Below are 11,308 nucleotides of genomic sequence, written 5' to 3'. Positions count from 1 at the left end.
TCAGTGGTCCTCACGGGTGGCGGCGGCGAGGGTCTCGGCGAGGAACGGTTCCGGTACGCCCTCGTGGGCGCCGTACGCCGGGGGCCGGGCCGCGTCGGCCAGCCGCCGCCGGGCCAGGGCGCGGATCGCGTCACGGCGGGCGCGGGCCCCGGGACCGGCGCCCGGGTCGAAGCCGGGGAGCAGGACCTCGACGTCGATGCGCGGCGGCCCGGTGCCCGGGTCCAGCTCCGCCCGGCCGGTCCACACGTCGTCCCGCCGGGTGAGCGGCACCCGGCCGGGGCTGCCACCGCCGACCCGGACCTCCGCGACGAGGAGCACCCCGGTGGCGGGCGCCGCGACGTGCGCGAGGGCCTCGACCTCGATCTGCCGCCGCGCTCCGAGCGCACGCGCCGTCCAGGACACCGCGTCCTCGGCGGCGTCCACGAGCCCCGGCGGGTAGCGGCGCCAGTCGTTGGTCCCCCGGCCCCGGGCGATCACCCGGCCGCCGCCCCCGGTGGGCGGACCGTCCGCGGCGAGCGCGTAGCCGTCCTGCCGGGCGAACAGCGCGCCGAGGCCGGCCGTGGTGTCCGTGGTGTCCGAGGCGTCCGTACGTCCGTGGTCCCGTCCCCGGTCCAGGGCCGAGTGGAGCCGGCGCAACTCGGTCCCGTCGAGCCCGGCACCGTCCGCCGCGTCGTCGATCAGCCGCAGGACGTCGTCCACGTGGCGTGCGGTGTCCGCGGGTCGGGGCGCCGTCCGCCACCAGCGCAGCAGCGGGGCCAGGGCGGCCCGATGCTCCTCGATCAGTTCGGCCGCGCAGTCGTCGGGCTGGTCGTCGCCGTCGTCGAACAACTGCTGGCACCGGTGGGTGAGCGCGGCCGACTCCAGGCCGAGCACGTCCGGTTCGAGCGCCGGGACGCCGTCCGGGTAGGAGGCCGGCCACCACCGGGCCGCCCAGTGCGCGAGGCCGAGCCGGGCGGCGGCGCCCGCGAGGGCGGACGGCTCCGCCCCGACGGGCGTGCCCGCCGGGTCCCCCGCCCCCGCCCCCGCCTCGTGCACGGCGGCGGCGACGCGCTCGCCGTAGAGCGCCCACAGCCACTGCTGGGCCCGACCCGCGTCGTGGATCTCCGCCACCGGCAGGACCGGCTCCCCGAGGACGGGCCAGCACAGCACCGCCCCCGCGACGTCGAGCACGGACCGCGTGAAGTCCGCGCCGACGGCGCCCCTCTCGTCGTGGGCCCCCGTGGCCCCGGGGACGGGACCGGGCGTGACCCTGATCGTGCCGTCCTCGTCCCGGGCGACCCGGACGTCCGGTCCGGCCCCCGCCATCACGCGCTCCTCGGCTCGGCCGGTTCCGCGTCGGCCACCGGGCGGGTGCGCAGCGCCGACCGGACCTTGGCGCGGTGGTCCATCATCACCGAGCGGGCGACCCCGTCCAGCACCGCCCAGGCCGACGCGAGGTCCGCCAGCGGCGCCCCGTGCACGTCCCGCCCGTGCAGCCGTACCCAGAGCCGTCGCATGTAGGCCGCCCAGGGGGTGCGGAGGTCCCGGGCCAGGGCCTCCAGGGCGCCGCCGTCCGGGTCGGGGCGGGGGGAGACGGTCATCCGGCGGGCGCGCAGGACCGAAGCCTCCCTCCGCCAGCGGCCGTTGACGGCCCGGTGCGCCGCGGTGGGCTCCGGCCCGCTGCCGCCGGTGCCCAGCGGGTCGAGGCCGACGGCGAGCCGTCCGCCGAGGAGGACGGCGACGCGCAGGCTCTCGTCGTACAGGCCCAGCGGGGCACAGCTGCGGCCGGTCTCCCGCGCGACCAGCTCCGGGACCGCCGGCAGCTCCGCGCGCCGCGCGGACGACTGGAGCACCACGAAGAGCCGTTCGCAGAGGGTGCGGTCGAGCGGCGCGGGGAGCGTGGCGGTGGAGGCGCCGTGGCCGGCCGCCGGCCGGGGCGGCACCCGGTGCGCGGTCAGCCCCAGCGGGCCCGGCGGCCCCTCGGCGCCCCAGACCCCGCTCGCACGCGCCCACAGGGCCCGGCCGAACCGGGCGCCGTGCCCCGCCCCGACCAGGGCGACGTACGCCGGTGAGTCACCGGGCCCACCGCCGCACGCGTCCAGGGCCTCGGCGGCCAGCGCGAGCCCCGTGGCGACACCGCTCGACGGGACGGTCGTACGGCTCTCCCACGCGACGGCCAGTTCCGCGTCGATCCGGGCCCGCCGGCCGGCGTCCGCGAGGTGCTCCCGCAGCGCCTCGACGGTGCGTCCGCCGTCCGCGTCCGCCACCTCCCCGACCACCGCCCGGGCCACCGCGTCGGCACCGGCCGAGGGCGCCCCGTGCTCGGTGGCCAGCTCGAAGCAGCGCTGGAAGTACAGGTCCTGGGGGTTCCCGGCCACGACGCCCAGCGCCCGCCGGGCCTTCTTCAGCAGCGTGAACCAGCGGGCCGTCGCCGCCAGCCGCGCCCCGGACTCCCGGACCAGTGCCTCCAGTTGTGCGGCCTGCGCCGGGGCGAGGAAGTCCGCCGCGAGGCCGGGCCGCAGCGCGGGCCGGACGATCAGCGGCAGCACGATCAGCTTGACGGTCCGCGTCAACGGGGCACCGCCGGGGCCGCTCAGCGGCTCCAGGCCCGGCCCCAGACCCCGCCAGGCATGGTCGATGACCAGGGCACGGGGCCGGGACGCGGCGGCCGGCTGGCGCGGGGGCGGCATGGGGGGAGCGTACGTCGCCCCCGGACGGGCGGGCGAACCTGGGATCGGTAGACGCCCCGGTCCGCCTACCGTCCCCACCGTGCACCGCACCGGCCCACCACAAGGAGAGGCGGCCATGGGACAGATGAGGAAGGACCGCGCCGGGCCCGGGGTGACCCCGTGACGCCGGCCCCGCCGTACGAGGCACCGGCGAACGACCACGTCCTGCTCGCCTTCGACGGCCGGGTGCTGGAGGTGTTCGGCTACGTCGACGACGCCCGCTACCACGTCTGGGAAAGGCCCCGGCTGGAGTTCGGCACCGGCCGCAGGCGCCTCGCGCAGATCGTCACCCGGCACGGCAGACGGCACTCCATCCCGTACGACGCCCCGCTGCTCCCCGGCCTGCGGGCTCTGGCGGACCGGCTGGCGGAGAGCCTGCCGCCCCCGGCCCCGCGGCACTGACATGGGCGACGACACGGACGGGATCCGGTGGACGCAGGTGTCGCGGGTCGGCCCGTGGGACGCGGCCTCCCTGTACGGCAGCGCGGCGCTGACGGCCCTGTGCGGACCGGTGATGCTGGGCGCGCACTTCCTCGCGGGCGCGGACCTCCTCGGCATGGGCCTCGTCTTCACGGTGGTCTTCCTGCCGGTCGGCCTGGGGCTCTGGGCGCACACCGGCTTCGAGCGGGAGAGCAACCGGCGGCTCGACGCCGTCGGGGTACCGGCGACCGCGGAGATCACGGAGCTGACCGACTGGGACGACGGCGAGAGCGTCGGCGTCACGGTCGGACTGCGGGTCGTCGGGCCGGGGTTCACGACGTTCGAGACGGCCTGGCGGCGCTCGTCCCACGACGCCCTGCGCGTGGGACTGCGGCTCACGGCCGTCGTCGACCCGTCCCGCGGGGTCTTCCGCGTGGTCTTCTGAGCCGCCCCCGTGGCCGTACGCCGGCCGATCCGACCAGCAACGGAGGAAGAAGACGTGCGCGGTTTCGCCGGTACGTTCGTCGGTCATCTCGTGTTCGCCGCGGTCTGCTTCTCGGTGGCCCCGGCCTTTCTGGTCGTCGGGTACGCCGCCTGGCACGACGGCGCGCGCTGGGGCTGGGCGGTCTGCGCGCTGGGCGCGGCCGGCACCGCCCTGATCCCCGTCGTGGCCCTCACCAGCACACGGCAGGACTTCCCCCGGATCACGCGCGGGGACCTCGTGCGGGCCGGCGGCGGAGGGTACGGCGACGACACCTTCGTGGTGGGGGCGCCCCGGTCCGCACCGGGCCCGGCCGCCGCCCGGCTGGTGCGGGCGGACGTCGTGGAGGCGTCCCTCGTGAGCTACAGCCCCGAAGGGGGTGCGACGTTCACGACGTACGGGGGCGACTACGCTCCCGCGGAGTTCACCCCGGTGGTGAGGATGAGGCTGCGGGTGCATCCCGCCGAGGGGGCCGACGGGTTCGACGTCACGGACGAGTGGCGGGTGCCGTCCCTGTGCCTGTCGGCGATCACGGCGGGCCGGCTGGCCGTCCTCGTCCACCCGCCAGGTACCGGGGGCCCGGAGAAGGTCGACGTCCACTGGCCGCGCAGCCTCCTGCTGGCGGGCACGCGCACCTGCCGGGTCGTCGGCCTCGACGGCCGGACGGCCGACGTGACCCGGCAACCGCACCGCCAGCTCGCCCAGATGCGGATCTCACGGTCGGTCGGAGGGGTCGAGATGGTCGGCGACACGATCGACCTGCGCCGCCTCGACCCGGAGACGGCGGCCCGCTACGGCGCCGTCGCCGACCACGCCCGCGCCGTCCCCGAGGAGCGGGCGCCGGTGACCGAACCGGGGGAGGAGGCACGTCTGCCGGCCGACGGACTCCCGGGCGAGGAGGGCGGGTTCGGCACCGCCGGCCGGCGGTGGGCGCGGCACGGCGGACATCTCGTGCGGGCCAGGTTCCTGGAGATGCGCGGCAGGACCACCTTCCAGGACCACGGCCCCGTCCTGGACACGGTCCTGCGGATCCGGCCGGCGGACGGCACACCCCCGTTCGTCGCCGCCCGGCGGCTGACCGTGCCGATGAACTACCTCGCCGTCCTGCACCACACCCGGGAGGTGGTCCTCGTCGTCGGCCCGGGCGGCAGGTCGTACGACGTCGACTGGAGCCGCACCGTCCTCCTCGCGGGCGTCACCGCCGCCACGGTCGTCACCCCCGACGGCCGGGCCGTCCCGCTGCCCCGGCGCTCCGCCGCCCTCTGGCCCCTGATGAACCTGCTGGCGTCCCACGGTCTGTCGAACCCGGGCCCCGTCCTGGACCTCCGCGGGCACCGGACGAGCGCGGTGGCGGGGGCGGCTCTGGACGTCCTGCGGGCCGCGGGATCGACACCCACCGATCACCGGGCATAGCGTCACCCCATGGACTTCAAGGAGTGTTGACCCGCCCACAACCCGATCGCGGTGTGCCCCGAGGCCCGTGTTCGTTAGGGTGCCGGAGGGGGCCGGCGGCAGCCGGCGCCCGCAGACCGATTCCGAACCGGCCACGGGAGAAGTGCTGTTACGGATCCGGAACACCGTCCACCGGTCACGGCAGAGCCCCGCGGGCCGCGCGTGACCGGCCGGCCGGCGCCCGCGGTACTGCCCCCGTCGGTACGGGGGTGGCTCGGGCTGATGGCGTCCCTCGCCTCACTGCTGGTCGTCGTGCTCGGCGTCCGGTACGCCGACGACAGCCGCCCCGGCCCCGTCGACACACGGATCTCGGCGGTGGTGGACGGGGTGACACCGGCCTGGCGGCAGGTCGCCCTGGCCCTGGACTTCCTGGGGGAGCCGACGGGCGCCGTGACGGTGGTCGTCGCCACCGTCACGGGCTGTCTGCTGCTCCGCCGGCCCCGCGCGGCGGTGCTCGTCGTGGCCGGCGCAGGCGCCGCCGTGACCACGGCGACGCTGCTCAAGTCCCTCGTGGGACGCACCATCCACGACGGGAACCTGTCCTATCCGAGCGGGCACACCGCCTTCCTCACCTCGCTCGCCGTCGCCGTGGCCCTGCTCGCGGCGGACCGGCTCCGCCTCGGCAGGACGGCCGGCACCTCACTCGTCCTCGGCGCGGCGCTGGTGGCCGGTGCCGCCATGGGCTGGGCGCAGGTCGCCCTGGGCGCGCACTACCCGACCGACGTCCTCGGCGGCTGGTGCACCGCGCTGGCGCTGACACCGGCGACCGCGTGGCTGGTCGACCGGACGGCCGACCGGCTGACGGCCCGGCCCGACGATCGGACCGCTCAGGGGACCACCGAGCGGGCCACCGACCGGACGGTCGGGACCGGCCGACGGGAGCGACGCTGACATGAGGTCACGCCAGGCGCCGGAACACGGGCTTCACCGGCCGCCCGGCCAGCCACGGCGTGGGATCGGTGGCGTCCAGTGCCTTCCGGTACACCGCGCACGCCTGCGCCACCACCTCGACGGTGTGATCGATGTCGGCCTCGGTGAGCGCGCTGCTCACCACGAACGACGGGGCCAGCACCCCGCCCGCGAGGAGCCGGCGCAGGAACAGCGTGCGGTACCGCTGCGAGGGCTGCCCGTGCTCGTCGAGGGTGGCGAAGACCAGATTGCTGGCCCGCCCCCGGACGACGAGGTGGTCGCCGACGCCCAGGCCGGCCGCGACCTCCCGGACCCCGGCGGCCAGCCGCTCGCCGAGGGTGTGCAACCGTGCCGTGACGCCCTCCTCGACATAGGTGGCCTGCACGGCCATCGCCGCCGCCAGGGAGTGCGTCTCCGCGCCGTGCGTGGTGGACAGCAGGAACACCCGGTCGCCGGAGTGCCGCAGTCCGCCCAGTTCCATCAGATCGCGGCGCCCGGCCAGCGCGGAGACGGCGAACCCGTTGCCCAGCGCCTTGCCGAACGTGGAGAGGTCGGGGACCACGCCGTACAGGCCCTGGGCGCCCGCCTCGGACCAGCGGAAACCGGTGATCATCTCGTCGAAGATCAGGACGCAGCCGTGCCGGTCGGCCAGCGCGCGCAGACCGGCGAGGTACCCGGGCGGCGGCTCGGAGTGGGTGGCGGGTTCGAGGATCAGACACGCGACCTCGCCCTCGTACCGGGTGAGCAGTTCCTCGGTGGCGGCCAGGTCCCCGTACGGGAACGCCACGGTCAGCTCGTTGGTCGACGCCGGAATCCCGGCGGACATCGGCGTGGTGCCGATGAACCAGTCGTCGACGGAGAAGAACGGGTGGTCGGCGCAGAGCGCCACCCGCGGCCGCCCGGTGGCGGCGCGGGCGAGGCGCACCGCGGCGGTGGTGGCGTCGGAGCCGTTCTTGGCGAACTTCACCATCTCGGCGGTCGGCACGGTGGCCAGGAAGCGCTCCGCGGCCTCCACCTCCACGATGGAGGGCCGGACGAAGTTGCTGCCGCGGTCGAGTTCCCGCCGCACCGCCTCGATCACCCGGGGATGGGCGTGACCGAGGCTGACCGACCGCAGGCCGGAGCCGTACTCGACATAGCGGTTGCCGTCGACGTCCCACACATGGGCACCCTGGCCGTGGCTGATGACCGGGGCCAGGTTGTCGGGGTACTGGTCGTCGCCCTTGGCGTAGGTGTGCGCGCCCCCGGGGATCAGGGCGTGCAGCCGCTCGTTCGCCGTCCGCGACCGGGGCAGGGCGAGCACTTGGGTGTCTTCGGTGTCCACACCGACCTCAACTTTCTTTCTTACTTCAGGACCTCGGCGAGGCTCGGCGCCTCCCGGTCCCGCTGGGACATCGAGGTGACCGGCAGCGGCCAGGGAATGGCCAGCTCCGGGTCGTCGAAGGCGATCGTCACGTCCTCGGCCGGATCGTGCGGGCGGTCGATCCGGTACGAGGTGTCGGCGGTCTCGGTCAGCGCCTGGAAGCCGTGCGCGCACCCCGCCGGGATGTACAGGGTCACCTGCGTGTCGCCGGACAGCTCGAAGAACCCCCGGCCCAGGTAGGTCGGCGAGTCCGGCCGCAGGTCCACGACGACGTCGAAGATCCGCCCGTACGAGCACCGCACGAGCTTGGCCTCGCCGGCGCCGGAGCGCAGGTGCAGCCCGCGCAGCACGCCCCGGACCGAGCGGGAGAGGCTGTCCTGCACGAACGCGTCCGGGTCGAGGCCCACCGAGCGGACCACGTCGGCGTCGAAGGTGCGGCAGAAGAAGCCGCGTTCGTCGCTGTACGGCGTCGGCTCGAACAGGTACGCGCCGGCGATCTCGGGGACTTCGGTCGCTTTCATGAGGCCTTCCGTGGTGCGTGGGCGTGGTCGCGCGCCGGGAACAGGGTCGTGGTCAACGCGGCGAACTGCTCGGCGAGTTGCCGTACGGCGGTCCGGTTCCGCTCGGCGAGGGTCCGCCGTAGCTCCGCCGCGTGCTTCTCCAGGTCCCGGAACTGTTCGAGGAGCCGGTCGGCGTCGACCTCGCGGGCCGGGTGGCAGTACGCGCCGAGGCCCATCCGGTCCATGAGCGCGTCGCTCTTCGCCGCATAGCAGAGGGCGAGCACGGGGGTTCCGGTCTTCAGCGCGCAGATCAGGTTGTGGTAGCGGACGGCCACCACGGAGTCGGCGGCGGCCATCTCGTCCATCAGGTCGGCCAGGGAGGCCGGTCGGGCCGCGGTGACCAGCGGTGAGCGGACCGCGTCGAGGATCGCGGAAACCACCGCCTCGTCGCAGGTGTCGCCGGTGAGCAGCCGGACCGGCCTGCCCTCCTCGACCAGCGTACGGACGAACGTGATCGTCCCGTCGAGGTAGCGGCCGTAGATCTCGTCGGCCCGGGCGCGGTCGTCGTTGCCGCCGTGGAAGTCCATGACGCCGAGGCAGACGGTACCGGGCGTGCCGGTGGGCGCGCCGGACTCCGGTGCCGGCAGGGAGAACGCGAGGTCCGGGTAGACCTCGTCGCGCGCGGTGTCCACGCCCATCGCCCGCATCGCGTCGCGGGACTGTCCGTCACGGTACGAGCGGTACGCGGCGAGCCGTCCCGACCAGCGGACCAGGGCCCGGGTGGGGCGGCTCTTGATCTCGGCGGCGCCGACGCTGACCAGCGCGATCCGGGTGCGCGTCAGCCGGCCGCTCGCGCAGAGCAGGAACAGCGAGTACGGGAAGCCCCAGGGGCGCAGCGGCAGGGTGGCCTCCAGGACGCCCATGCCGGGCACGATCACCACGTCGTGCCGGCGCACCCAGGCGGCGGTGCGGAAGACGTCGACGAGTTTGCCGAGCCCCTTCGAGGCGACCGAGCCGACACGGGAGGCGGTCCGGTACTCCGCCCGGTTCCAGTGCAGCCGGGTCGCGGGGATCCCGAACCTGGCCGTCACCGCCTCGGGTCCGCCGCACAGCGCGTCCACCTCCGCGTCCGGGTGCTCGGTGCGGAGATAGCCGAGGAGGGCTTCCAGCGATCCGTCGTTGCCGAGGTTGCCGGAGCCGAGCAGGCCGAACAGGCCGACGCGGGCGGCGCTCACGGCCGCCTCCCCTCACGGCCGGCGACGAGGGCGTCGACGGAGACGGTCAGCTTGGCCGGGTCGACCGGGGCGCGGTCCTCGACCCGCTCACCGGCGCCCGGCCGGACCCGGCTGGTCATCCAGGCGGCCATGTGGCGGTAGCAGGCGCGCCGGTCGGCCGGGGAGAGCGGCGCCCGGTGGATCGCCGAGGCGAAGCCCCAGACGTACTCGGCGAGCAGCCGGGGCGTCGGGTGCAGCGGCCCGGCCCGGCGCGGGTCCAGGTTGACGCACCGGGAGCGCTTGGAGGGGTTCGCGCGTTCGGCGCGGGTGGGGTGGTCGCGGCGGAAGTACAGGAGTTCCGGCACCTGGTGGAAGCGGCCGTGCAGGGCGATCTCGGCGACGAAGGTGCGGTCGGCGTGGTGGTAGCTGTCCATCGGCTTCACCCGGCGCAACGCGTCGGCGCGGATCACCCCGTAGAAGTCGTCGCCGCCGGGCTCGAAGAGCATGCTGCGGAACCGCTCGGGGGCGTGCGGCGAGTCGGTCGCGAGGGTGTACTCGTAGGGGACCTTCACCTGCCCGTCGCCGTCGATGACCGCCTGGTCGGCGTGGGCGAGGATGACGTCCGGGCGCTCGTCCAGCGCCTCGATGCAGCGCCGCAGCAGATCGCGGGCGTAGAGGTCGTCGTGCGAGGCCCACTTGAACAGTTCACCGCGGCACTCGGCGAACACCCGGTTGTGGTTCGGGGTGGCGCCGATGTTCCTGGGCAGGCGGAGATACCGGATGCGTGCGTCCTGCGCGGCGTACTTGCGGCAGATGTCCTCGGTTCCGTCGGCGGAGGCGTTGTCGGAGATGACCAGCTCGAAGTCCGCGTAGGTCTGGCCGAGCAGGGCGTCGAGCGACTCGGCCAGGTACTCCTCGCCGTTGTAGACAGGCAGGCCGATGGTCAGCCTGGGTTGGGAGGTCATGAAGTCCTCACTTCGGGAACGGAGTTGGAGTGACGCTCACGCAGAGCGGACCGCAGGTGCAGCCACCACACGGCCGAGCTTCCGACGGTCGCGGCGGCGACGCCCCAGGCCGAGCCGACCGTGCCGGCGAGCGCCGCGCCGCCGAGGCCGCCGCCGACATAGCAGACGGAGGCGAACAGCTGGGAGCGCAGGCTGCGCCTGGCGGCGCCGAGCGCGCGCAGTCCGGCCGCCGCGCCGGTGCCGAGGCCGGCGCCCGCGACGCTGAAGGTGATCGCCACGATGAGCTGCGAGGCGGAGGGCCAGACGCTGCCGAGCGCCAGTTCGCCGAGCCGGTCCGGCAGCAGGAGCAGCGACCCGCCCCAGAGCAGCGCGGCGATGGCCTGTCCGCCGCCGAGGAGGAGACAGAACGTCCCGAGCCGCTGCGGGGCCTGCCGCAGCACCCGTGCCGCCTCCGGGACGGTGACCAGCGACAGTCCCATCAGTACGGCGAGGAAGGGGCCCATCAGGAGCTCGGCGCCGCGCACCGCGCCCACCGCGCCGATCCCGGCGATCGCGCCGAGCCCGTAGGCCCGCAGTTGGCTCGCGCCGCTGAGGCTGACGTTCTCGACCAGATACCGGTAGCCGAGATCGCGCTGCTCGCCCAGCCAGCCGCGCGCCTCGGTCAGCCGGGGCCGGATGCCGGACTGGAGGCAGCCGTACGCGGCGGCCACCGCGGCGGACGCGCCCCAGGCCAGCACGAAGGCGGCCACGGTGCCCGCGTGGGCCGCCGCCACCATGGCCGGGACGAGCGCCACACACCACACGACGTCGTTGACGAAGGCCTTGCGCCCGTTGCCCGCGGCGAAGAACGAGAACCGCCAGGCGTCCTGGAGCAGCAGCCCCGGCAACAGGACGCCCAGGCAGACGAACGCGGGCCCCAGCCGGCCGCCGAGCGCCAGTCCGACCACCAGGGACACCGCGCCGATGGCGGTACCGACGACGAGTGCCGTACCCGTCGACCTGGCCACGGCCGCGCGCCAGGACGCCTCCGGCACACCGCTGAAGCGCACCACGAGCGGGTCGGTGGCCAGCCCGCGGGAGACGTTGAGCACCACGCCGTAGGTCACCCAGGCCAGGCTGAACACCCCGAACGCGGTGACCCCCAGCGAGCGGGCCACGTAGATGCCCACCGCGAAGTTGGAGATGCTGGAGGCCGCCTGGTCGGCCAGTCCCCAGGACAGCCGGCCGACCAGGGCCCGCTTCGCGGATCCGGCCGGTGGCGCCGTGGGCTGCGGAGTCTCCTTCTCGGTGGTCATC

General features: G+C 75.2%; 11 protein-coding genes. 4 read left to right on the top strand and 7 right to left on the bottom strand.

What is annotated here, in order from left to right:
• Both ABZ490_RS33840 and ABZ490_RS33835 read right to left on the bottom strand, forming a co-directional pair.
• Window positions 1-1,305: a hypothetical protein gene (locus ABZ490_RS33840; RefSeq protein WP_358998811.1), complete on the bottom strand. Its 1,305-nt coding sequence runs from the start codon at window positions 1,303-1,305 to the stop codon at window positions 1-3.
• Window positions 1,305-2,669 carry a hypothetical protein gene (locus tag ABZ490_RS33835; RefSeq protein WP_358998808.1) on the bottom strand — a complete coding sequence of 455 codons (1,365 nt, stop codon included), beginning with the start codon at window positions 2,667-2,669 and terminating at the stop codon, window positions 1,305-1,307. Before ABZ490_RS33835 ends, ABZ490_RS33840 begins: the two co-directional genes overlap by 1 nt.
• Before the next feature lie 159 nt (window positions 2,670-2,828).
• Here ABZ490_RS33835 and ABZ490_RS33830 point away from each other — a divergent pair, with 159 nt between their 5' ends.
• The 4 genes from ABZ490_RS33830 to ABZ490_RS33815 all read left to right on the top strand — a co-directional run bounded on the left by ABZ490_RS33830 (window position 2,829) and on the right by ABZ490_RS33815 (window position 5,952).
• Window positions 2,829-3,110, top strand: coding sequence for a hypothetical protein (locus tag ABZ490_RS33830; RefSeq protein ID WP_358998805.1), 282 nt, complete (start codon window positions 2,829-2,831; stop codon window positions 3,108-3,110).
• Window position 3,111: 1 nt separating this feature from the next.
• Window positions 3,112-3,573 carry a hypothetical protein gene (locus ABZ490_RS33825; RefSeq protein ID WP_358998802.1) on the top strand — a complete coding sequence of 154 codons (462 nt, stop codon included), beginning with the start codon at window positions 3,112-3,114 and terminating at the stop codon, window positions 3,571-3,573.
• 54 nt (window positions 3,574-3,627) lie between these two features.
• Window positions 3,628-5,022: a hypothetical protein gene (locus tag ABZ490_RS33820; protein WP_358998799.1), complete on the top strand. Its 1,395-nt coding sequence runs from the start codon at window positions 3,628-3,630 to the stop codon at window positions 5,020-5,022.
• A gap of 201 nt (window positions 5,023-5,223) precedes the next feature.
• Window positions 5,224-5,952, top strand: a complete 729-nt coding sequence (locus ABZ490_RS33815; RefSeq protein WP_358998796.1) for a phosphatase PAP2 family protein — start codon at window positions 5,224-5,226, stop codon at window positions 5,950-5,952.
• A gap of 7 nt (window positions 5,953-5,959) precedes the next feature.
• On the opposite strand, the gene ABZ490_RS33810 is transcribed toward ABZ490_RS33815, so the two are convergent.
• Genes ABZ490_RS33810 through ABZ490_RS33790 form a run of 5 tightly spaced genes read right to left on the bottom strand, consistent with a single transcriptional unit; the run spans window position 5,960 to window position 11,307 of the window.
• Window positions 5,960-7,294 (bottom strand): glutamate-1-semialdehyde 2,1-aminomutase, encoded by a 1,335-nt coding sequence (locus ABZ490_RS33810; protein WP_358998793.1) that lies wholly within the window; start codon window positions 7,292-7,294, stop codon window positions 5,960-5,962.
• A 20-nt stretch (window positions 7,295-7,314) separates the two neighbouring features.
• On the bottom strand, window positions 7,315-7,854 hold the full coding sequence (rfbC, locus tag ABZ490_RS33805) for a dTDP-4-dehydrorhamnose 3,5-epimerase (protein ID WP_358998790.1): 540 nt from the start codon (window positions 7,852-7,854) through the stop codon (window positions 7,315-7,317).
• Window positions 7,851-9,068 (bottom strand): polysaccharide pyruvyl transferase family protein, encoded by a 1,218-nt coding sequence (locus ABZ490_RS33800; protein ID WP_358998787.1) that lies wholly within the window; start codon window positions 9,066-9,068, stop codon window positions 7,851-7,853. Before ABZ490_RS33800 ends, rfbC begins: the two co-directional genes overlap by 4 nt.
• Window positions 9,065-10,012 (bottom strand): glycosyltransferase family 2 protein, encoded by a 948-nt coding sequence (locus tag ABZ490_RS33795; RefSeq protein ID WP_358998784.1) that lies wholly within the window; start codon window positions 10,010-10,012, stop codon window positions 9,065-9,067. The genes ABZ490_RS33800 and ABZ490_RS33795 overlap by 4 nt, the downstream gene beginning before the upstream one ends.
• Window positions 10,009-11,307, bottom strand: a complete 1,299-nt coding sequence (locus tag ABZ490_RS33790; protein ID WP_358998781.1) for a hypothetical protein — start codon at window positions 11,305-11,307, stop codon at window positions 10,009-10,011. Before ABZ490_RS33790 ends, ABZ490_RS33795 begins: the two co-directional genes overlap by 4 nt.
• Between the last annotated feature and the right edge of the window lies 1 nt (window position 11,308).

The sequence above is a fragment of the Streptomyces sp. NPDC005811 genome (assembly GCF_040630405.1).
GTDB lineage: Bacteria > Actinomycetota > Actinomycetes > Streptomycetales > Streptomycetaceae > Streptomyces.
The sequence above is the reverse complement of the archived record's forward strand: the minus strand, read 5'-3'. Positions and strand labels throughout refer to the sequence as shown.

Coding starts and splice junctions, on each gene's coding strand:
- ABZ490_RS33795 (WP_358998784.1), bottom strand. CDS start 10,012: ATGACCTCCCAACCCAGGCTGACCATCGGCCTGCCTGTCTACAACGGC.
- ABZ490_RS33840 (WP_358998811.1), bottom strand. CDS start 1,305: ATGGCGGGGGCCGGACCGGACGTCCGGGTCGCCCGGGACGAGGACGGC.
- rfbC (WP_358998790.1), bottom strand. CDS start 7,854: ATGAAAGCGACCGAAGTCCCCGAGATCGCCGGCGCGTACCTGTTCGAG.
- ABZ490_RS33790 (WP_358998781.1), bottom strand. CDS start 11,307: ATGACCACCGAGAAGGAGACTCCGCAGCCCACGGCGCCACCGGCCGGA.
- ABZ490_RS33835 (WP_358998808.1), bottom strand. CDS start 2,669: ATGCCGCCCCCGCGCCAGCCGGCCGCCGCGTCCCGGCCCCGTGCCCTG.
- ABZ490_RS33825 (WP_358998802.1), top strand. CDS start 3,112: ATGGGCGACGACACGGACGGGATCCGGTGGACGCAGGTGTCGCGGGTC.